This is a genomic window from Pseudomonas sp. SDO5271_S396, from assembly GCF_054071795.1.
Map to the genome: position 1 here is coordinate 16068 of NZ_JBSVWB010000024.1, position 19864 is coordinate 35931.

The window sequence follows — 19864 nt, forward strand, 5'->3', positions numbered from 1 at the left end:
CGGAGGTAATTCTGAATTCTTTTTTGGATCAAGGGAACTTTTTTATTTTTGATGGTCGTGTGACTTTGCCTGCCGTAATGGTGAAACGATGGCCACTTTATTGTCATGAAACTCCACGTATCCGCTCTGGACTAACCCTCATTGGCGTCATTGCGCTATAAACTATGTCACACATTTTTTGAGTAGTTAGGAGCATCAGCACATGCAACTGGGGATTATCGGACTAGGCCGCATGGGCGGTAACATTGCGCGGCGCCTGATGCTCAATGGGCACACCACCGTTGTTTATGACCGTAACGAAGCCTTTGTAAAAGGCTTGAGCGAGGAGGGCGCTACGGGCGTCGCCGACCTCAAGTCCCTGGTCGCCGGTTTGCAAAAGCCGCGCACCGTTTGGGTGATGCTGCCGGCGGGCGCGCCCACCGAAGACACCATCAACGAGCTGAGTACGCTGCTGGAAGACGGTGACGCAATCATCGACGGCGGCAACAGCAACTATAAGGATGACGTGCGTCGTGCCAAGACGCTGTCGGAAAAAGGCCTGCACTACGTCGACGTCGGTACCTCTGGCGGTGTCTGGGGCCTGGAGCGTGGTTACTGCATGATGATCGGTGGCGACACCGAAACCGTGCAACGCCTCGACCCTATCTTCAAGAGCCTGGCCCCGGGCCTGGGCAGCATCCCGCGCACCAAGGACCGTTCCGCCAGCGCCGATCCCCGCGCCGAGCACGGCTACATCCACGCAGGCCCGGCAGGTTCCGGGCACTTCGTGAAGATGATCCACAACGGCATCGAATACGGGATGATGCAGGCGTTCGCCGAAGGCTTCGACATTCTCAAGACCAAAAACTCGGAAAACCTGCCAGAGGACCAGCGCTTTGACCTGAATGTCGCCGACATCGCCGAAGTCTGGCGCCGTGGCAGCGTCGTGTCGTCGTGGCTGCTGGACCTGACCGCCGATGCCCTGGCCACCGACCCGAAACTCGACGGTTACTCCGGTTCCGTCGCCGACAGTGGCGAAGGTCGCTGGACCATCGAGGCCGCCATGGAGCAAGCCGTTCCGGTACCGGTGCTGTCCACGTCGTTGTTCGCCCGCTTCCGTTCGCGCCAACAGAGCACCTACGGCGACAAAATGCTTTCTGCCATGCGCTTCGGCTTTGGTGGTCACGTGGAGACGCCCAAAAAATGACGACCCACGGCAAGAAACCCAAGGCCGAACCTGCCCCACCTACCACGTTGTTTCTGTTTGGCGCCCATGGCGACCTGGTCAAGCGTCTGCTGATGCCGGCGCTGTATAACCTTAGCCGTGACGGGCTGCTGGGCGACGGCCTGCGCATTGTAGGGGTCGATCACAACGCCATCAGCGATGCCGATTTTGCCAAGAAACTCGAAGACTTCATTCGCACCGAAGCCGCGAGCAAGGTTCGCGGCAACGCGGATAACGCACTGGACCCGCAGCTATGGGCCCAGCTGGCCAAAGGCATCAGCTACGTCGAGGGCGACTTCCTCGACGACAGCACCTACGCCGACATCGGCAAGAAAATCGCCGACAGTGGCACCGACAACGCCGTGTTCTACCTGGCCACCGCACCGCGCTTCTTCAGCGACGTAGTTCAGCGCCTGGGCAGCGCCGGCCTGTTGGCGGAGACCGCAGAGGGTTTCCGTCGCGTGGTTATCGAAAAGCCCTTCGGCTCCGACCTGGCCACCGCCGAAGCACTGAACGCCAGCTTGCTCAAGGTGATGAGCGAGAAGCAGATCTATCGAATCGACCACTATCTGGGCAAGGAAACGGTCCAGAACATTCTGATCAGCCGTTTCTCCAACGTGCTGTTCGAAGCGTTCTGGAACAACCACTACATCGACCACGTGCAGATCACCGCGGCCGAAACCGTCGGTGTGGAAACCCGAGGCAATTTCTTCGAAAAGACCGGCACCTTGCGGGATATGGTGCCCAATCACCTGTTCCAGTTGCTGGCGATGGTCGCCATGGAGCCGCCGGCGGCGTTTGGCGCGGATGCCGTGCGGGGCGAAAAGGCCAAGGTGATCGGCGCGATCCGTCCTTGGTCGCTGGAAGAGGCGCGGGCCAATTCGGTGCGCGGCCAGTACACCGCCGGTGAAATCGGCGGCAAACAGCTCCCGGGGTATCGCGAAGAGGCCAACGTGGCGCCGGACAGCAGCACCGAAACCTTCGTGGCGCTCAAGGTGATGATCGATAACTGGCGTTGGGTGGGCGTGCCTTTCTACCTGCGCACCGGCAAGCGCATGAGCATCCGCGACACCGAGATCGTCATCTGCTTCAAGCCGGCGCCCTATGCGCAATTCCGCGACACCGATGTCGATGAGCTCAAGCCCACCTACCTGAAAATCCAGATCCAGCCCAATGAGGGCATGTGGTTCGATCTGCTGGCGAAGAAGCCTGGGCCGACCCTGGAAATGGCCAATATCGAGTTGGGTTTCGCCTATAAGGACTTCTTCGAGATGCAGCCGTCGACAGGGTACGAAACCCTGATCTACGACTGCATGACCGGTGACCAGACCTTGTTCCAGCGCGCCGACAACATCGAAAACGGTTGGCGGGCGGTGCAACCCTTTCTCGATGCATGGAAGGAGGATGGCGGAATCCAGACCTACAAGGCAGGTGAGGACGGCCCGGCGGCGGCTGACACGCTGCTGGCCCGTGACGGCCGCACCTGGCACAGCCTCGGATGAGTGATGCAGCGATTCATCCCATCCGTTTTGTGTTGAGTGACATGGATGGCACTCTGCTGCGTCCCGATCACCTGCCCAGCCAGCGCACCATCGACACGGTGCGCGCGCTGCGCGACGCCGGGGTGTTTTTCAGCCTGGCCAGTGGCAGGCCGCCGAGGGCCATGTTGCAGATGGTGGAAGCGTTCGGCATCGATATTCCGGTGGCAGGCTTCAATGGCGGCACGCTGATCAACCCGGATGGCAGTGTGCTGGTGGCGCACTATCTGCCGGCAGAAGCGGCGCTGGTGACCCTGGCGCTGTTTTCACCGGAAACGGACGTCGAGGTCTGGTTGTTCGCGGACGGGGAGTGGCTGCGCCGCGATCCGCCCGGGCCCATGGTGGCGCGCGAGGCCGATGGCCTGGGCTACGGACCGCGAGTGGTCGAAAGTTTCGAGCCGTACCTGGACCGGGTCGACAAGATCGTCGCTGCGAGTAACAACACTCAGCTGCTGGTTGAGCTGGAAGCTCGGTTACAGCCGAAGGTGCAAGGGTTGGCGCAAGTCTCGCGCTCGCAGCCGGTGTACCTGGATGTGACGGCCATGCTGGCCAACAAGGGCGAGGCTTTGAAAACCCTGGCTGCGCACCTGGGGGTACCGCTCGAGCAGACAGTGGCGATTGGCGATGGTGGCAATGATCCGGCGATGTTTCATGTCGCCGGCTTGTCGATCGCCATGGGGCAGGCGGAAGAAGCCGTCAAACGTCAGGCCAATGTGGTCACCGGCAGCAATATCGAGGACGGTGCGGCGGAAGCCATCGAGCGGTTTATTCTCGCCACGCAATAACGATAGTTGCTCTAACGCGGCAACTTGCGCTCAGTGAACCCTCCGAGCGCAAGTTGCTGTACAGGCTTACTTGGGCATTGCCCAGGATTGCAGCCGGTAGCCATCTTTATCGAGCTCGGCGCGGGCCTGCAACAGCAAGTCTTCCAATTGGGCCGGGTCGGTATAGGCGCTCGAAGGCAGTTGTTGACTGCCGATGCGGTTGTTGGTGCGGTCGATGACGCTCAGGCTCAGGGCGCCATGTCCATCGTGCCAGGCCACGCACTGAAAGGGCTGGAAAGCACGGTCTGCGATCAAAAGAGCTTCGTTGATGCGGAGCGGGGCGTTCATGTGGGTCTTCTCTCTCATTGCCCATTCAAGTGAGTGCCGGCGGTTGGGCTGACCGTGCGGCGGGTTACTTGTACTGATGCGCGATGCGGGGGTACGGGTCACATGTTAGAGCGATAAATTTTAACTTTCCCTGATCAAAGTCATGTAAGCGGCTGTTTTGAAAGCTGAATGAAAGTTTCGGCGCGCGCCAACTTTTTATCGGCTGATACAGCGCTAAATGGCTTTTTGCCAACACTTATAGCGAAACGGTACAAGAGAAGCGTCAATACCTTGCTAGGGTTAGCATCAGGCGTTACAAACCTTTGTTTCTTAATAACTTTAACAATTTTGACGCCAAGGATTAGTCATGGTTGTCACACCCGTTCAGCGCCGTTTGCTTGTGGTCGACCCGTGCGCCGACTGCCATGGGTTATTGCCGGGTTTACGGGCGGCGGGGTGGGAAGTGGACAGCTGTGCCCTGGAGTCGGTCGGTGATCGTTCCTGTGACGTGGGTTTGCTGCGCCTGCAGCCTTACCATCTGGAGCGCCCCGAAGCAGTCAAGGAGCTGATTGGCCGCAGTGGCACCGAGTGGATCGCCGTACTCACCCAGGACGTTTTGCGCTTGCAGAACGTCGGGGATTTCGTCTGCGAGTGGTTCTTTGACTTCCATACCTTGCCTTTCGATGTGGCCCGGGTTCAGGTCACCCTGGGCCGTGCCTTCGGCATGGCGCGGCTGCGCGGCAAGGGCCCCGTGGCGGTGGACGAGCCCGAGCATGAATTGCTCGGGGACAGTCGGCCGATCCGTGAACTGCGCAAATTGCTGTCCAAGTTGGCGCCCACTGAATCTCCGGTGCTGATCCGCGGTGACAGCGGTACTGGCAAGGAGCTGGTGGCCAAGACCCTGCACCGTCAATCCCAACGTCATGCCAAGCCGTTCGTGGCGATCAACTGCGGGGCGATCCCCGAACACCTGATCCAGTCCGAGCTGTTCGGCCACGAAAAAGGCGCGTTTACCGGGGCTCATCAGCGCAAGGTCGGGCGCATAGAAGCGGCCCATGGCGGCACGCTGTTTCTGGATGAAATCGGCGATTTGCCGATGGAGCTGCAAGCCAACCTGTTGCGTTTCCTCCAGGAAAAACAGATCGAGCGCGTGGGTGGCAGCCAACCCATCCCGGTGGATGTGCGAGTGTTGGCCGCCACCCACGTCGACCTGGAAGCGGCTGTGGCCAAGGGCAGCTTTCGTGAAGACTTGTACTACCGACTCAATGTCTTGCAGGTTGTGACCGCGCCGTTGCGCGACCGTCATGGCGACGTGGCCCTGCTGGCCAACCATTTTTCACGCTTCTACAGCCAGGAAACCGGACGTCGCCCGCGCAGTTTCAGTGAAGACGCGCTGGTGTCCATGGGGCAGCACCCGTGGCCGGGTAATGTGCGTGAGCTGGCGAACCGCGTGCGCCGTGGCCTGGTGCTGGCCGAAGGGCGACAGATCGAAGCCGTCGATCTGGGTTTGCAAGGCGAACAGGCAATCGTGCCCCCGATGTCTACACTGGAAGATTACAAGCACCGCGCCGAACGCCAGGCGCTATGCGATGTGCTCAACCGGCACAGTGACAACCTGAGTGTCGCGGCCCGCGTGCTGGGGGTTTCCCGGCCCACGTTCTACCGGTTGCTGCACAAACACCAGATCCGCTAGGGCGGGTAAACCGAAAAGCCCCGCAACGACCCTTATCGTTGCGGGGCTTTTCCTTGAGCGTTCCCATGCTCTGCGTGGGAACGCCTCCCTGGACGCTCCGTGTCCCGCCAAGTCAGAAGTAATACGGAAACTTCAGGCTAAACGTAAAGTCCGGCGCATCATCCGTCATCCCGATCGCCAGGTTCGGCACGATCGTCAGGTTATCCGACGCCGCGATCGTCATCCCCACGTTGAAGTAGCCAGCGTTGGCATCGCTGGACACCACCGACTGCCAGTCCCCGCCGTCGGGTTTGAGCTTGCTCTTGCGCTGCACCAGGTCGGACACCGAGAACGACATACTCATCTTTTCGTTCAGGGCGAAGGCCACACCGACGCCGAACTGGAAGCTGTCGCCCAGGCGAACCTTGCCACCGACCTTCTGGTTGACGTCGCTGCTGATGTCGTCGAACGACTCTTCGAAGTTGTGGGTGTAGGACAGCGAGCCAAACAGCACGGCCGGGTCGAACGTCTTGACCAGCGAGATGCCTGGCGTGATCGACCAGACGCCGTTGCCTGTCGGCAGGTTTTCCGGCACATACAGGTTATCGTTGGCGGTGGAACGCACAAGCTTGATGCCAAACGGTTCTTTACCCGTAGGCGCCTTGACGCGCAAGGACACCACCGCATCCGGCAGGGAAGGGGTTTCATCCAGGAACTTGTACGCCACGCCGAAGTTGACGTCGCCGATGGTCGGGTCGCGGCTGACCGATTCTTCCGAGGTGGCGTTGGCGTTGTTGCCGGCGCCACCGGACTGGTAGGTGGATTCGCGGTACACCACTGGCACGTTCACGTCGAACTGCCAGCGGTTGTCGACGTTGTAGCGCCCGGTCAGGTCCAGGGTCCAGTTGTCGGCCTTGATCCGGTCCAGGTTGATGTTTCCGAGGAAGATCGAGTCCAGTGCCAGAAAACCGTTGAGCGTGAGCTGGCGAGCGTCGTAACGCGCATAGGTGATGCCGGTTTCAAAGCTGAACTTGCCATTGCCGAAAAAGCCGCTGGCCTCGTTGTAGAGGTTGCTGACGCTTTGCGCGGGCGCCGAATCGTCCTTGAGGGCCTGGCCATAGGAACTGCCGCCACCTGCACCGCCCGATGCCGCTGCGGCGCCGGTACCGGCGACCGTCGCGCCGCTGGCTCGCTGAAAGTCAGCCGGGGACTTGGCCAGGCGCTTGGGCGCCGGAGTGGCCGGCTGATCCTCTACCTGGCGCACCCGTTGTTCCAGCACCGCCAGGGCTTTCTGTTGCACTTCGTACCGCTGCTTGAGTTCCAGAAGTTCCTGTTTGAGGGTCTCGATATCGGCATCTGGCGCGGCATACAGAACGGATGCGGGCAAGAGCGTACTTAAACAGACCACCGCACGTAGCGATAACGATCGATGCATGAAATAAGCCGTCCTTTTCTAATGCTTAAGTGTCGAGGGTCAGCGTAGTTCAATAACCGAGAGTGCGTAGGCCTTTGAGTTGATCCAGGTTGCAGTTCAACGCCGGGTTGTTCAGTCCGTTATTGCCCATCACGACATTCAATTGGGTGATGTTATTGACGAAGTTGGTATTGCCGGTCAGTACCGTCCCCTGCAAGACGTTGCCGCCCCCGATCTGTTGAAGGCTGTTGCCCTGATTGTTCTTGGCCTGAATGGCCATCTGCAGGCCGCCGTTCTTGGCGGAAACCGCAATGTCGCCGGCAGCGCTGGTGCCGGTGACCACGCCGCCCGCCACCAGCACCTGGCCGGATTGCGCGATATTGGACGGGGCAAAACCGTTTTCAGTGACGGTGATGCCCACATTGTTGTTGGCGGTGTTGCCATCGCCCGCCGCGCGGACGCTCTGGGTCACGCCCTGGCCGCTGCCCAGGCCGGCGCCACCGACGACGGTGCCGGTGCCCGTTGGCTGCTGGCCATTGCCGGTGCCGGAGGAACCATAGGTCTGGACGTAGAACTGCGGAGTGATGGTGGTCTTGTCGACCTGCATGCTGGCCGTGCCGGTGATGGTGTCACCCACGGCGTTGGTCCAGGTGCTGCTCATGACGATACCGAAGCTGATGATTCGCCCCGGCATTACGTAGCGGCCGCGCAGTTCGGCCATTTCCGAATCCTTGAGCTCGATCGGCTTGAACCCCGATGAAGCATAAGCGGGCATTGAGGCTGCCAGACACAAGACCGTCAGCCAACGGGAAGTGTTCATCTTCAGCTCCTGGAGCGTCCTGCCCCTTATTGCGCTTCTTTTAGAAGAAGTCGCTCTGGATGAAACCGAAATCCATCAGCTCGGCATCGCCTACGGGCCTGAACTCATTCAACTGGTTCTTGGCGGTCAGCGGCATCGGCGGGTCGAGCAGGGCGTTGGCCTTGTCATAGCCTTCACCCAGTACGGCGAAGACGATGCCATTCCAGCCCTTGACGAAGTCATCGAGTGCGTAGCGCTTGTGGCCCAGCACCGGGTCGCCGATATAGACCCAGTCCTTGTCCGCGCGCTGCAACACCACGAAGTGCTTGTAGCCACGAATTTCCAGCAGCACCACCACAGGGATCTTCACGGTCACCAGGGTTTCCGGCCCGATCTTGTAGCCCCGGGCACGCATGCCAATGCTTTCGAGGTAGCGCTTCATGTCCAGCATGGAAAAACCCTGGGTGCGAACCAGGTCCTGGTCTGCATTGACCAGCATGCCTTTGATGACGTGGTCTTCGTCGACGTCCAGCCAGTAGCCCTGGCGCAGGATGGTGGCGAGTGCCGCAGCACCGCAGCTGAAATCGGTTTTCTGTTCCACCAGGTTGGCGAACCGGCGTTCCCGGATACTCTCGACCTTCTTGTAGATGACTGCACCGCCAGGCATGGCGGAGATCGCCATGGTGCCTGCCCAGGTCGGGCCGGTGAGCAACATCAAGAGGGTGAGGGTCGCGAGGCGCATGATCGTATGACCTGATGGACACTGGAATTAAAAAGGGCCTTGTTGCCAAGGCCCTCGTTGCATCAGAAGCGCACGCCGCTGGAGCAGACGCTGCAGCCTTGGCCTACAGAGAGGCTGTTGCTGGCCTGGTTGCCAGAACCGGATTGCAGGTTCACACCCACGTTGCCGGCGTTGTTGTTGACCGAGTTGTCGAGACTGGCGTTATTCGACACGTATTGAGGCTTGCTGCCATGGCCATAGCCGTGGCTGGTGGCCGCAGTGTTGAGGTAGTTGTTGGCGAGCGAGTTTTGCTCGGTGTTGGCGGCCGCGGCGATGTTTTTGCCATCTGCTGTGGTGATCGCCAGGTTGTTTTTGCCCTGGTTGCCCTGACCGGCCTGGCCGTTGTAGCCCAGGTTGCCCGAGTTATGGTTAGCGGAATTATCCAGCGAGGCGTTGTTCTGGATGCCTTTGCTGACGAAGTTGTTCAGGCCGCTGTTCTGGTTCACATCGACCACGGCGAACACGGTGGCAAAGTCGCCCTTGGCACTGGAGATCGCGCCCGAGTTGTCGGCCTGGTTGCCACTGCCGGCTTGAACGTTGACCCCGGTATTACCGCTGTTGAAAGTCACCGAGCCATCGGCAGAAGCGTTGTTTTCGGTTTTGGTGTCGTCATACTTGTTGCCGATGCTGTTTTGCACATCCGTAACCACTGAGGCAACCACGCCGGTAGGTTGAGGCGCAGGATGCCAGCCACCACCTGCTTGAGCAGCAGCAGCCATGAGTGCGGCCAGAGCGAAAACCATTGGTTTCAGAGCCATTTGAGGTTTCATGGTGTTTCTCCTTGCTTCTAATTAGTTGGTTAAGTGTTGGTACGGTCTAGCTAGTGCTACCAAGCGCTTACTTGATAGTGATGCCCAGGGTGTTAGCCACTCGGTTCCCCACCCCGGCACTCTGGTTCACCTGTATCACTCCTCGGCTGCCGGTGAAGGCCTGGTCGCTTGTCACGACCTGGCGGCTGCCAGTGGTGGGGGTGAGCCCTGAGTCGGTTGCCAGCGTCGTCGTGTTCTGTTGCAACAGGACGCTGTCATCAACGCTTTGCGGGCCAGGATTGACGCTGATCCGCACCGCATTGACTAATTGGTTATTGGCCCCGGCTGACTGGTTGACGCCCAACATGCCGTTGCCATTGGTAAAAGAGGTGCCCTCGATCGCCGCCTTGGCGTTCAGGGAAGGGTCGACGGTGCCGTCCATCCTCTGGATGGTGCGGGTGGTGGCCTGGCCACCGAGCGCGACGGCGCGATTGTTGGTGGTTTGCTGCTGATTGCCCGCCGCCTGGTTGATCATCACGTTGCCCTGGTAGGCCTTGCCGCTGTTGTTGATCACGGCGGTGTTGTCCGCCATCACCGAGGCGCTGGTCAGCAGGGCCAGCAGGAGCAGGGAACGGTTCATTGTTTGCCTCCCAGCATGCCGCCGATGTTGTTCAGGGGCGCCAGGCCACGCTGGATCGAATCGCTGATCTGTCCGCCCATGCTGCCGCTGCCACCCGAGCGGCTGGCGGCTGCGCCGGCGCCCAGCGTGGACATGCTGTTTTGCGTGGCGCTCAAGGTGGAAAGGTTGCCGGTGGGCTGGAGTGCGCGAGTCATGCTCAAACCGCTGTTGACGCTGCCGAAGTCACGGTCACTCAGCTCGCCCGACAGGGCGCCGAGGACTTCACGGCTGGGGTTCACATTGGCGGTCTGGGGATACGGGTCCGGGCCGAAGGCGGCGCGGCCATACATGTGGGCCTGTACATCGCGGCCTGTCACGATCACGCCGTCACCCGCCAGGGTCGGAAGACTGATGCTGGCGCTGAGTACACAGCTGGCCAGCAGTACGTTCATCGAACCTTGAGTGAGTGTCATCACGGCGGCCTTCCTTATTCTTCGCGCTGACCCTAAACAGCGCTGTCAGGGATAGAGCAGAAGCCGTGCCGCTTTTTATTTGTCCTGATTAATCAAAGCGTTGCGAAAAGTTCGCGGCAAAATGATCACGAGGCTGTATCAGCCGTGAGACAGCGCCCTTCGAACGCCTGTCTGCGCAGCCACTGCGCAACCGCTTCACCTGCCTGTATCAACGCTGTAACACTGCCCATGACAAAAGCATGAATCCGTACACCATGGGCGGTTCAGGGCAGGGCGCTGTAAAAAAAATGGACACTTCAGGCGCGTATACGCCTGGGCCTGACGACAAGGGCTCAGCCTTTGGGGGCTTTACGCGGGATGGCGTTGAGGACGGGGTTGCCGTCCTGGTTCTGGGTCAGGTAGACCGGCAGAACCTTGGGCAGGGACGGGACGAGGTTGTTGACCTCATTGATGTTGTAGATGCCGCCGATACGAATCGCGCCGGTACTGGCATCGGCCAGCATTACCGGCTTGTTCAGGTAGCGATTGATCAGCGGCAACGCATCGGCCAAGGCCAGGTTGTCGAGAATCAGCTTGCCCTGGCGCCAGGCCAGGGCGGAGTCATTGGGGTTGATCGCAGCGACACGGGGGCTGGCGTCCCCGTGTTGATAGCTGGCCTGCATGCCGGGTGTCAGGGGGACACCGGCGTGCAACGGGCTGCTGGAAATCTGCACCGAGCCTTCAAGCAGCATCACCCGAACCTGGTCTTCGTACTTCCACACGTTGAACTGGGTGCCGGTGACACGCACCTGCCCCTCGCCGGCGTGCACGATGAACGGGTGCGTGCTGTCATGACTGACCTTGAAAAACGCCTCGCCCTTGTTCAGCGTGACACGGCGCTGGTCCTTGTAATTGCTGTAGACCAACTCGGTGCCGACGTTGAGTTCCACTTGGCTGCCATCGCCCAGGGTGATCTGGCGCAGACCGTTCGAGGCGTCGAAACGTTGATAGGCGCTCGGCAGCCAACCGGCTTCCCAACCGGTAAATGCCGCCAATGGCAGTACTGCCAGGCAAATCGCAGCCGCCGCTGCATAGGTACGCAAGCGGCGGCGCGGCTTGAGGGGCATCACCATCGGTGCAGGTGCGCTGCGGGGCAGATGATCGGCGACGTCCCAGATTTCCAGCATGGCCGCGTATTCAAACGCATGCAGGGGATGGGCATCGTGCCATTGCTCAAAGGCCTGACGTTCCGCCGTCGTGCAATCGTTTGCATGCAGACGCATGCACCAATGCGCGGCGGCGTCGGTGATAGCGTCGTATTCGGCTTCGGAAAGGGACTTTTCGCTCATTGACTCATCCTGATTTCCCGCATTCTAACCTCCACAGGCCGACGGCGAGAACAGCCGTCATGGCGATTGCACATCAATTGGAACTTATTCTCGTTTGAAAGCACCTAAAAAATTCAGGACATTTGTCAGTCATCCCCCAAGGAGTACGAGTATGTTGAAGCAAACCTTAATCGCCCTGTGTGCAACCTCCGCCTTGCTGAGCGCTGGCGCAGCCCTGGCAGACAAGCCCGGAGCGGGTTGGATCACCATCGAAAAGGCTATCGAAGTGGCCAAGACCAAGGCTGGCTACATCGAGGTCTACCAGGCTGAAGCCGATAACGACGGCTATTGGGAAGTCAAAGGGCGTAAGTCCGATGGCACCGTGTATGAAGCACGCATCGACGGCACCTCCGGCAATATCCTGCGTGATCAAAAAGACTGATCCCCCTCGCCAGGGGCCGCTTCAGGCCCCTGCCTCCAGTTCCCGTCCCAACTGCGTGATCAAGTAGGCTATCGAGTCGGCATTGGCCAGAATGATGTCGATGCGCTTGTCTTCGTCACTCATGAACACGTGTCTGGCCTCATCCAGGGTCTTGGCACCCGCGAGCTTGAGAACAGTGTTGCGCGCTGATCGGGTCAGTGAATGGCTGCCCAGGTCTTCCCACGTCTCGGCGTAGGCGTCCCAGCTCTTGAACAGCATATCGACGGGCGTCAGGGTGGACAGCGCGGTACTGCGCAATACCCGCAGGTCGGTGCGAAGCACGGCGGCACCCAGCACGTTGGTGTTAATCAGGTCATGGAATGGGCGCATGCTGTCCAGGTACGCGATGTCCTCGGTTTGAGACGTCACGTGCGTCAATTCGTGAATCAACGTGGCCGCGCGGGCATGCGCAGAGATGTCGAAGGGGACGGTCAACCGGTTCTGGTAGATATCCATCCTGGGGTCGAAAAAGCGGTCCACCAGATAGATCTTGTGTTCGGCGTCGTCCGGAAGGGTGAACGCGTAGGTGTCTTCCGGAGACCAGCGGCTGGTGCCGGTCACGAAACGCATCGAGTCCGGTCGCGTCAGCGTCGGATCCACCAGCGCATTGAGCACGGCATCGAGGCTGGTTTCGATGCGGATCAATTGTGCTGGCGTCACTCGATGCACGCCGAACAGTTCGCTGAAAAAGCGCCCCAGACGGCTGGCAGGATCCCGCTCGCCAGCGTAGTGAACCAGGTTGCGCTTGCTGGTCACCGCGTAGTAGGTCGCGACGTTCAGCGCTTCATTGATGCAGCGGGCTTTCCAGCTGGACAGCGCCGCAATTTCGCGCATCCCATGGGCTTCGATATTGATGGTCTGGCGCTGTGCAATGCGGGTATTCACCCGGTCCGCGTAGCGTGACAGGGTCTTGCCGAAGCGCGGGTCGAGCCTGTCGAGATCGAGCACCCATTTGCCCTCGGCGTTGTGTTGCACGCAAGGGCCCTGCTGTTCGCCGTCGTGTATGCACCAGCGCGTGCCGCCACGTTTGACCGGGTAGACCTTGCCCGCCACCGGTACATAGGCCTGTCGGGTCGAGTTGTCGGTATAAACATGGGTCGACAGGCTTTTTGTCAGGGTATTCAGGGCGACGCTGTGGGTCTCGAATCGCTGCAGGCGTGTACGCAGAGGCGCGGTCAAGGCAATGTCGCCCCAGTGCGCGGCGGTGGGTGGCGGCGCCTTCAGCCAGTCACTGATGGTTGTGGGCGCTGGGGCGGCGTCGGTGTCAGGCAAAAAGTAATCGGCCTCCTTGCGCAGCGCGGCCATCTGCGCCACGCCCCGGATAAACGCGCGCAAACCTTCGTTCCAGCGCCGTTGTTGCAAGTGTTCGGCGGCGTCCTTGAACAGTGAGTAGCTACGCCAGAGTACATTTGGAATTTCGAGTTTGCCGGCCATGAATGACACAGCGCCGGGAGCGCCTTTCTCCAGTAGGCGTACCACCGCCTCCCATTGCCGCCGGCCCAGCGGTTCGAATTGGTTCTCGAACATTCGCTTCAGCAGCATGGTGTTGTCGTCGAACAGACGCAACAGCGCACTGCCGGCGATCGGATGGCTGCCCAAGCGAATGTCCGGCACCGAACCGTGCAGCGCCTCCCGCCAGAGATTGCGGTAAGTCGCCTGATGCGCGGCGTCAAGGTTCAGCGCGATCCAGTCCTGCAACTCACCGGGGCTGTTGAGTTCGCGCAGCAGGTCTGCTTCATCGGTGTACTCCTGTAATACCCGCCTGGCGCGATAGGGGGTGTACAGCACCTGCGGGCCAGGTTCGCCGGGGCGGGGGCCGATCAGGTAGAGACCGGTCGCGCGCACCACGGCAGCCCCTGCGGTGGCGATCAACTCCAGTGGGCGAATGAGGGCGGTGACACCGTTGATGGCATCGCGTGCGACGGCGTCGGGCATATCGAAGATCTGCCGGACGAATCCCCAGGCGGCGTCGGACAATCGCTCCTCCAAGTGCTCTTCATGGGCGTGTCGCAACACTTGCCACGGCAGTTGCCGACAGAACAGCGTGCATCGTTGACGCCGCTCAACCGCCTGGGTGTCCAGGTGAGTGTCGAGCCATTTCTGGTAGAACGACTTGAGGCCCAACTGTTGCACCAGTTGCATCACGGCGTGCCCGTCCAGCCCCGTCGGCAATGGCGCAGCGCTACGGGAGCGCGGGCGAATGTGGTCGGCCGTCAGGTTCGGCAAGTGGCCCATGGCGAAATCGGTCAGTGTCTGAGCGGTGCCCTCCAGCCCCAGCCGCGTGGGGATCAGCACATGGTCGGGATTGTTCTCCTGTTCCGGAAACCGGGCGTTGAGCAGTGCTGTCAGGGTGTGATTGACATGCTCGCGCAACGGGACGATGCCATGCAGATAATCCTGCCCTCCGACAGCACTGAGGCGTTGTTGCTCCAGCAACTGAGCGTGCAGCAGTTGTTCATCGGGCGCGGCCATGCCCAACCAGGCGGGCAGGGCCTGTCGATGAATGATGGACTGCGCCAGTGCCATGGCGCGCGTGAGGTTGGTGGGGGGCGCATGCCGCAGAATATCGTTCAGGCTGCCCTGTAGCGCCCCTGCGCTCAGGCCCATGCCCAGCCGATGAGCGATGCCGTCGTGTACCGTGTCGGCGTAGCTGCGCAGGCGGTTGTGCAGCAGATTTTCATCGATGCGCTGCAGTGGACCCGGCTCATAAGGTTGGTGCGGCACGCACTGGCTGGCAGGCAGGTTTTCCAGCAAGTATTGACGCTGGTCGGGATGTTTCAGGCGTTGGCTCAATGTCTCGCGCAGGTGGTCAAGCGAGGCAAAGGCTTCATGACCCCGCCCCGGTGTCCATAGCAGGGCCTGTCCCGACTGCCTGGGGTCAACACCGCCGCGCTCGGTCAGGACAAAACAATTGGCCAGGGCCAACAGGGAAGGGGCGGCGCCCACCTTCAGCGTCAAGCCAAAAGCGTCCGGCAAAAAGCCGTTCAAGCCGTGGCGCGTCAGCCGGACGAGGCTTTCGGGGTTGAGCACCGTGTGGAGTATGTCGTGGGCCCGCAGGCTCAGTGTATTGTCCAGGCGCGCCAGTTCGCTTTCGCTGCGCAGCCCCGCCAGCATTCCGTCACTGAGGTGAGGTTGGTGATGGGCGAGAAATTGCCGGCACAACGCATGGGCGGTCAGCGCCTGCAATGTGGGGGGGGTTGTTGAAACTGGCCATCAGGGCCGCGTCGATGGCCTGCAGACGAGGCAGTGCACGTTTGGCGTGTTCAGCCTTGACGGTAGCCAGGCGCCCCTCCTGGCGGGACACCGGGTTGAGACTCCAGCGCCCGCCTGCGTCCAGCGCCCGCAGGCGCGGGTCGAGCAGGCTGCGCACGTCCAGGGCACAGTCGAGCAAGGCGCCCGGATCAATGTTGCCGTCGCTGCGACGATACAGCGCCAGCGCATGCTCCAGGTTGCTCGACTGCTTGATCATGATGTCTTCTGCCAGCGTCTTGAACACATCGCCGTCGATCGGTGTTCCGCTGACCCGCACCGGATCGAGGTCGAGAAACACCGCGCGCTCGTCCAGGGACAGAAAGTTGAGCCACTCATCCTGATGACCGTCGGCCTTGAGCAGGCTGAGCAGGGTCGCCTGCAGGTCGTCGAGGTCGTGGAGCACCTGAAGGCCCCGCGAGTGGGTATACAGGTAGGCAGGACTGCCGCCCATCATCAAGGTTCCTGCCAGCTCGACTGCCGGCTGGTAGGGGGCGTCGAGGCGAACTTTTTCAACGCGCAATGCATTGCTGTGTGCGGTACCGGTGCTCTGGCCGGGTGAGATCAGGGCTTGCAGCCGAAGGCTGTCCTGCGACGACACGATACCCGCCTGCCGTTTGAGCAGCAGGTCGGCACGAAAGGCCTCGCTGAGCACTTCGGCAAAAAATGCCAGGCGAGAGAAGTGTGGGCTGACTTCGGTATTCCAGTAGGTCTGCAACAGGCTGTCGAGCAGCGCCGAGAACGTGCCGCAGGTCTGTTCCACCAGGCGGTGCCAGCGCGCCTGGGTTTGATTGTGATCAGTGGTAACGTGGCGCGGGTTGATAAAACGGCGGGTTTGCCCCGTGGGCCATTCTTGCGCTACGTAGAACTGCAACAGTGCCTGGCTCAATGGCATCGATGCGATCCAGGCCGAATCGAGCGCGTCGGTGGCGTACACATCCATGCGCGTATCGCGTTGATCAAGGCCCGGAAAGTCGGCGCGTGCCATGATGCCCAGGAGGGTATCCAGCATCTCTTGCAGGGAAGGAATCTGGCGCAATGCGTCCAGCATGTCGCGCAGGTTCTGCTGCTGACTGGCCTGGATCGATTGCTCCTGGTCTTCCATGACCGCGCCCTCAATCGTCTCGGGCGTCAAGGTCAGTGCCGTGCCGGGAACAATGGAACGGCGCTTTCTTATGGCTATAAATTTAAGTAAATCATTGACTTGAGGGTTTCTATTGATATCGATTGTCAGGCTGTTCAGCAGTGACTCACGGCTGTCGAACACCTCGATTCCACCGTAGGGGGTGTACAGCACGGCTTTGTTTTCATCCGGGCTGGGGCTCATCATGAACACCCCAGCCACTGGCACCGATACACCGCCGGCCTGGCTGAGGGTCAGCTTCTCGACCTTCATGGGCGCCTCGCGCAGTGTTGGGTTCTGCCGAGCCTTGTCGGTGGCGTAATACAGGGTGTTCAGCCAGTCCAGGTCCTTGAGTGTCAAACCCAGCAGGCGCTCGCGGGGTGTGGGCTGGTTGCGTTTGTGCGGCCTGAGGAATTCATCGAAAAAATAGGGGGGATTGACCCGCGCCATGTCCGGTCTCCAGTGCCGGGGAAAATGGATCCACAGGCTAGACCGGCAGGTGAGGGCCAGGACGGTAGATATTTGCCGTGATCGGCATTGACAGCAGGCGCTGGCCGCGTTGTTTAATCACAGGTCTGGATTTCACGCCCGTAGCCCCTTCCAATCATAAAATCGGAGCTTCAGATGTCTACCCAGCCCACGGTAGTTGACAGTTCTAGCGCCATTATCGGCTTCGCTGAGCTGGTGGCTTTGCTCCACGCCATCTTCGTTCGCCACGGCACCCGCGACGATGTGGCCGCGATCCTTGCGCACAACTGCGCCAGCGCCGAACGCGATGGCGCCCACAGCCACGGTATCTTTCGCATCCCCGGTTATCTCAGCACCCTGGCCAGCGGCTGGGTGAATGGCAAGGCCGTGCCCGTGGTCAGCGATGTGGCCTCCGGCTTTGTGCGCGTGGATGCCGGCAATGGCTTCGCCCAGCCGGCCCTGGAAGCGGCGCGCCCGTTGTTGGTGGAAAAGGCCCGCAGCGCCGGTATCGCCTTGCTGGCCATCCACAATTCCCACCATTTCGCCGCCTTGTGGCCTGACGTCGAGCCTTTCGCCGAGGAGGGCCTGGTGGCGCTGAGCGTGGTCAACAGCATGACCTGCGTGGTGCCCCATGGCGCCGACCGTCCCTTGTTCGGCACCAACCCCATTGCCTTTGCCGCCCCCCGTGCCGATGGCCCACCGATCGTGTTCGACCTGGCCACCAGCGCCATCGCCCACGGCGATGTCCAGATCGCTGCGCGCAAGGGCGAGCGACTGGCACCGGGCATGGGCGTCGACAGCCTTGGCCAGCCGACCCAGGACCCGAAAGCCGTGCTGGAAGGTGGCGCATTACTGCCCTTTGGCGGGCACAAGGGGTCGGCCTTGTCGATGATGGTCGAGCTGCTGGCGGCGGCGTTGACCGGAGGCAACTTTTCGTTCGAATTCAGCTGGGCCGACCATCCCGGCGCGCGCACGCCGTGGACCGGTCAATTGCTGATCGTGATCGACCCGAGCAAGACCGCCGGGCAATCGTTCGCCGAGCGCAGCCAGGAACTGGTGCGGCAGATGCATGCTGCAGGGTTGCGGCGCTTGCCGGGGGATCGGCGTCACCGTACGCGGGTGAAGTCTGACGAGCGGGGTATCGAGGTGGATGCTGACGAGTTGGCGCGCTTGCGGGCGTTGGCCGGACAGTAAAACCGGCTGCGCCCGTTCAGGCGCAGCCGGCGTCGATCAGTTGCGGCGACCCAGCAGCAGGCCAACCACCAGGCCAAAGCCGGCGGAAATCGCGACGGTCTGCCACGGATGGCCACCGATATAGGTTTCGGTGGCATCCACCACCGGCTTGCTGCGCTCGCGCACGTTGGACACCGAGTCCAGGGCTTGCTTGAGCTTGATGGCGACCTGCTCGCGCAGGGTTTCACCTTCTTCACCCACCAGGGAAGCGCTGCTTTTGAGCAGCTTGTCCGATTCCTCGATCAGCGCGGCCAGTTCGCTGAAAGCTTGATCCTTGATTTGGTCTTCGACGGCTTGGGCAGCGGATTTGCGAGCCATTGGGTGTCTCCTTGCAGGTGAATGTGACAGTGAACAATGGAGTGTCGCGCGGCGGCAAAAGTTGCAGTTTTTTTGCCCGGGTGTGGTTCCGGGCAAAATCCGAATCAGGAAATTTCGACCTACAGTGTAAGATGTCCTCCATTTGTGCAGCAGGTAATTCAACATGAGCTTCAATCTGGCCAACAAGACCCTCGCCGAGCGCGCCGAGCTGGAGGATGAAAAGTCCCGTCTCTATGAGCTGTGGCAAACCAACCTGGGCAAGGCCAAGGGCGAAGCGACGCGCTTGTTCGGCGAGCGTGCCAAGCGCAAGGGCAAATGGGCCGAGTGGGTCCGCGCCGAACTCGACGGCATGTCTCCACCGGAGTTCTCCAACATGGTGCGCAGTGAGGTCAACAAGCTGATGGCGGCTAACAAGTAAAGCTCGCCACAATCGCTTCGCGTACTTTCAGCATCACCGGATCCAGCTGTGCCTGGGTGCGCCAGCCCAACTCCACCGGGTAGCGTGGCAATGCCAGCGGGCAGGGCAGTACGTGCAGGCCGGTCAGGTCGGCAATGGCCTGCGCTGCATGCCCCGGGATGGTCGCCACGGCCCGGCTGCCCTTGAGCAGAAACGGCAGCGCCGCGAAGTGGCTGGTGGAGGCGCACACCTGTCGGCTCAACCCCTGTGCAGCCAGCCCTTCGTCGGTAATCCCGATAAACCCACCGGATGACACCAGCACATGTTCACGGGCGACGAACTCGTCCAGGCTGATGCTGGCCTGCTCTGAATCCACCAGACAACGGTAATCACCTTCTCCCAGCACCTGCCGGCTAAGCCTGCCGTGGGCAAAGCCACCCGCCGTGATCGCCAGGTCCAGCGTACGGTCGAGCAGGGCGCCGGCGACGATCTGGCTATGGGTCTGACGGAAAATTACCCGCAGTTTCGGCGCGCGCCGGGCGATCTCTTCCATCAGTCGCCGGCCGTAGGCAATCTCGAAATCGTCCGACAACCCCAGCACCACGGAACGGCCCTGATACTGCTGGTTATCCGGGTTGACCATGGCCAGGCTTTGCCGGCAGCGCTCCAGTGCCTCGCTGATCACCGGTTTCAACTGATTGGCGCGCAATGTCGGCGCCAGTCCACGTCCGGTGCGTACGAACAAAGGGTCGCCATACACCTCGCGCAAACGCCGCAACCCTGCACTGATGGCCGACTGCGTCACGCCCAGACGCACGGCGGCGCGGCTGGCGCTGGACTCGTCATGCAGCGCTTCAAAGGTTTTCAGCAAGTTCAGGTCAATTTGGGCGATATTTGTCTGGTTCATATCATTCAGCACTGAGGTGGGCTTTATTCATGATCCTGGCT

The 19864-nt window shown here is 60.9% G+C and carries 19 protein-coding genes; 7 read left to right on the forward strand and 12 right to left on the reverse strand.

The window, feature by feature from the left end; translation table 11 throughout:
• Window positions 1–202: 202 nt before the first annotated feature.
• Genes gnd through ACW9IN_RS17120 form a run of 3 tightly spaced genes read left to right on the forward strand, consistent with a single transcriptional unit; the run spans window position 203 to window position 3527 of the window.
• Window positions 203–1186 carry a phosphogluconate dehydrogenase (NAD(+)-dependent, decarboxylating) gene (gnd, locus tag ACW9IN_RS17110; protein WP_457366988.1) on the forward strand — a complete coding sequence of 328 codons (984 nt, stop codon included), beginning with the start codon at window positions 203–205 and terminating at the stop codon, window positions 1184–1186.
• Complete coding sequence (zwf, locus tag ACW9IN_RS17115) at window positions 1183–2706, forward strand: glucose-6-phosphate dehydrogenase (protein WP_457366989.1); 1524 nt, start codon at window positions 1183–1185, stop codon at window positions 2704–2706. Before gnd ends, zwf begins: the two co-directional genes overlap by 4 nt.
• Complete coding sequence (locus ACW9IN_RS17120) at window positions 2703–3527, forward strand: HAD family hydrolase (RefSeq protein ID WP_457366990.1); 825 nt, start codon at window positions 2703–2705, stop codon at window positions 3525–3527. Before zwf ends, ACW9IN_RS17120 begins: the two co-directional genes overlap by 4 nt.
• A gap of 66 nt (window positions 3528–3593) precedes the next feature.
• Here ACW9IN_RS17120 and ACW9IN_RS17125 read toward each other — a convergent pair whose 3' ends face one another.
• Window positions 3594–3854 (reverse strand): hypothetical protein, encoded by a 261-nt coding sequence (locus ACW9IN_RS17125; RefSeq protein WP_457366991.1) that lies wholly within the window; start codon window positions 3852–3854, stop codon window positions 3594–3596.
• Between the two features lie 346 nt (window positions 3855–4200).
• Between ACW9IN_RS17125 and ACW9IN_RS17130 the strand changes: the two genes are divergently transcribed.
• Window positions 4201–5526, forward strand: a complete 1326-nt coding sequence (locus ACW9IN_RS17130; RefSeq protein ID WP_457366992.1) for a sigma 54-interacting transcriptional regulator — start codon at window positions 4201–4203, stop codon at window positions 5524–5526.
• A gap of 112 nt (window positions 5527–5638) precedes the next feature.
• Here the strand turns inward: ACW9IN_RS17130 and ACW9IN_RS17135 are convergent, their stop codons facing one another.
• The 7 genes from ACW9IN_RS17135 to ACW9IN_RS17165 form a co-directional block, all read right to left on the reverse strand.
• Window positions 5639–6940 (reverse strand): hypothetical protein, encoded by a 1302-nt coding sequence (locus ACW9IN_RS17135; RefSeq protein ID WP_457366993.1) that lies wholly within the window; start codon window positions 6938–6940, stop codon window positions 5639–5641.
• A gap of 49 nt (window positions 6941–6989) precedes the next feature.
• Complete coding sequence (locus ACW9IN_RS17140) at window positions 6990–7739, reverse strand: hypothetical protein (RefSeq protein ID WP_457366994.1); 750 nt, start codon at window positions 7737–7739, stop codon at window positions 6990–6992.
• A 40-nt stretch (window positions 7740–7779) separates the two neighbouring features.
• Window positions 7780–8460, reverse strand: a complete 681-nt coding sequence (locus tag ACW9IN_RS17145) for a C39 family peptidase (protein WP_457366995.1) — start codon at window positions 8458–8460, stop codon at window positions 7780–7782.
• Window positions 8461–8522: 62 nt separating this feature from the next.
• Window positions 8523–9269 (reverse strand): hypothetical protein, encoded by a 747-nt coding sequence (locus tag ACW9IN_RS17150; RefSeq protein WP_457366996.1) that lies wholly within the window; start codon window positions 9267–9269, stop codon window positions 8523–8525.
• Window positions 9270–9336: 67 nt separating this feature from the next.
• On the reverse strand, window positions 9337–9888 hold the full coding sequence (locus tag ACW9IN_RS17155) for an adhesin (RefSeq protein ID WP_457366997.1): 552 nt from the start codon (window positions 9886–9888) through the stop codon (window positions 9337–9339).
• A complete protein-coding gene (locus tag ACW9IN_RS17160) occupies window positions 9885–10343 on the reverse strand; it encodes a hypothetical protein (RefSeq protein ID WP_457366998.1) in 459 nt (152 codons plus the stop codon). The genes ACW9IN_RS17155 and ACW9IN_RS17160 overlap by 4 nt, the downstream gene beginning before the upstream one ends.
• A gap of 329 nt (window positions 10344–10672) precedes the next feature.
• Window positions 10673–11668 (reverse strand): FecR family protein, encoded by a 996-nt coding sequence (locus ACW9IN_RS17165; RefSeq protein ID WP_457366999.1) that lies wholly within the window; start codon window positions 11666–11668, stop codon window positions 10673–10675.
• A 151-nt stretch (window positions 11669–11819) separates the two neighbouring features.
• On the opposite strand from ACW9IN_RS17165, the gene ACW9IN_RS17170 reads away from it, so the two are divergent.
• Window positions 11820–12089 carry a PepSY domain-containing protein gene (locus ACW9IN_RS17170; protein ID WP_457367000.1) on the forward strand — a complete coding sequence of 90 codons (270 nt, stop codon included), beginning with the start codon at window positions 11820–11822 and terminating at the stop codon, window positions 12087–12089.
• 21 nt (window positions 12090–12110) lie between these two features.
• On the opposite strand, the gene ACW9IN_RS17175 is transcribed toward ACW9IN_RS17170, so the two are convergent.
• Together ACW9IN_RS17175 and ACW9IN_RS17180 are read right to left on the reverse strand one after the other, a co-directional pair.
• Window positions 12111–15242, reverse strand: a complete 3132-nt coding sequence (locus tag ACW9IN_RS17175) for a dermonecrotic toxin domain-containing protein (RefSeq protein WP_457367001.1) — start codon at window positions 15240–15242, stop codon at window positions 12111–12113.
• Between the two features lie 4 nt (window positions 15243–15246).
• A complete protein-coding gene (locus ACW9IN_RS17180; RefSeq protein ID WP_457367002.1) occupies window positions 15247–16950 on the reverse strand; it encodes a hypothetical protein in 1704 nt (567 codons plus the stop codon).
• Window positions 16951–17124: 174 nt separating this feature from the next.
• Here ACW9IN_RS17180 and ACW9IN_RS17185 point away from each other — a divergent pair, with 174 nt between their 5' ends.
• Window positions 17125–18162 (forward strand): Ldh family oxidoreductase, encoded by a 1038-nt coding sequence (locus tag ACW9IN_RS17185; protein ID WP_457367003.1) that lies wholly within the window; start codon window positions 17125–17127, stop codon window positions 18160–18162.
• 36 nt (window positions 18163–18198) lie between these two features.
• On the opposite strand, the gene ACW9IN_RS17190 is transcribed toward ACW9IN_RS17185, so the two are convergent.
• The gene (locus ACW9IN_RS17190; RefSeq protein WP_457367004.1) at window positions 18199–18519 is read right to left on the reverse strand and encodes a DUF883 family protein; all 321 of its coding nucleotides are present in this window, start codon (window positions 18517–18519) and stop codon (window positions 18199–18201) included.
• A 163-nt stretch (window positions 18520–18682) separates the two neighbouring features.
• Here ACW9IN_RS17190 and ACW9IN_RS17195 point away from each other — a divergent pair, with 163 nt between their 5' ends.
• Window positions 18683–18937 (forward strand): hypothetical protein, encoded by a 255-nt coding sequence (locus ACW9IN_RS17195; protein WP_457367005.1) that lies wholly within the window; start codon window positions 18683–18685, stop codon window positions 18935–18937.
• Here ACW9IN_RS17195 and ACW9IN_RS17200 read toward each other — a convergent pair.
• Window positions 18927–19823, reverse strand: a complete 897-nt coding sequence (locus ACW9IN_RS17200; RefSeq protein ID WP_457367006.1) for a LysR substrate-binding domain-containing protein — start codon at window positions 19821–19823, stop codon at window positions 18927–18929. The two genes, ACW9IN_RS17195 and ACW9IN_RS17200, sit on opposite strands and share 11 nt — an antisense overlap.
• Window positions 19824–19864 lie beyond the last annotated feature (41 nt).

Bases quoted from the DNA above. Each gene is read 5' to 3' on its own strand.
- gnd (WP_457366988.1), top strand. From the start codon at position 203: ATGCAACTGGGGATTATCGGACTAGGCCGCATGGGCGGTAACATTGCG.
- zwf (WP_457366989.1), top strand. From the start codon at position 1,183: ATGACGACCCACGGCAAGAAACCCAAGGCCGAACCTGCCCCACCTACC.
- ACW9IN_RS17120 (WP_457366990.1), top strand. From the start codon at position 2,703: ATGAGTGATGCAGCGATTCATCCCATCCGTTTTGTGTTGAGTGACATG.
- ACW9IN_RS17125 (WP_457366991.1), bottom strand. From the start codon at position 3,854: ATGAACGCCCCGCTCCGCATCAACGAAGCTCTTTTGATCGCAGACCGT.
- ACW9IN_RS17130 (WP_457366992.1), top strand. From the start codon at position 4,201: ATGGTTGTCACACCCGTTCAGCGCCGTTTGCTTGTGGTCGACCCGTGC.
- ACW9IN_RS17135 (WP_457366993.1), bottom strand. From the start codon at position 6,940: ATGCATCGATCGTTATCGCTACGTGCGGTGGTCTGTTTAAGTACGCTC.
- ACW9IN_RS17140 (WP_457366994.1), bottom strand. From the start codon at position 7,739: ATGAACACTTCCCGTTGGCTGACGGTCTTGTGTCTGGCAGCCTCAATG.
- ACW9IN_RS17145 (WP_457366995.1), bottom strand. From the start codon at position 8,460: ATGCGCCTCGCGACCCTCACCCTCTTGATGTTGCTCACCGGCCCGACC.
- ACW9IN_RS17150 (WP_457366996.1), bottom strand. From the start codon at position 9,269: ATGAAACCTCAAATGGCTCTGAAACCAATGGTTTTCGCTCTGGCCGCA.
- ACW9IN_RS17155 (WP_457366997.1), bottom strand. From the start codon at position 9,888: ATGAACCGTTCCCTGCTCCTGCTGGCCCTGCTGACCAGCGCCTCGGTG.
- ACW9IN_RS17165 (WP_457366999.1), bottom strand. From the start codon at position 11,668: ATGAGCGAAAAGTCCCTTTCCGAAGCCGAATACGACGCTATCACCGAC.
- ACW9IN_RS17170 (WP_457367000.1), top strand. From the start codon at position 11,820: ATGTTGAAGCAAACCTTAATCGCCCTGTGTGCAACCTCCGCCTTGCTG.
- ACW9IN_RS17175 (WP_457367001.1), bottom strand. From the start codon at position 15,242: ATGCTGGCGGGGCTGCGCAGCGAAAGCGAACTGGCGCGCCTGGACAAT.
- ACW9IN_RS17180 (WP_457367002.1), bottom strand. From the start codon at position 16,950: ATGGCGCGGGTCAATCCCCCCTATTTTTTCGATGAATTCCTCAGGCCG.
- ACW9IN_RS17185 (WP_457367003.1), top strand. From the start codon at position 17,125: ATGTCTACCCAGCCCACGGTAGTTGACAGTTCTAGCGCCATTATCGGC.
- ACW9IN_RS17190 (WP_457367004.1), bottom strand. From the start codon at position 18,519: ATGGCTCGCAAATCCGCTGCCCAAGCCGTCGAAGACCAAATCAAGGAT.
- ACW9IN_RS17195 (WP_457367005.1), top strand. From the start codon at position 18,683: ATGAGCTTCAATCTGGCCAACAAGACCCTCGCCGAGCGCGCCGAGCTG.
- ACW9IN_RS17200 (WP_457367006.1), bottom strand. From the start codon at position 19,823: ATGAACCAGACAAATATCGCCCAAATTGACCTGAACTTGCTGAAAACC.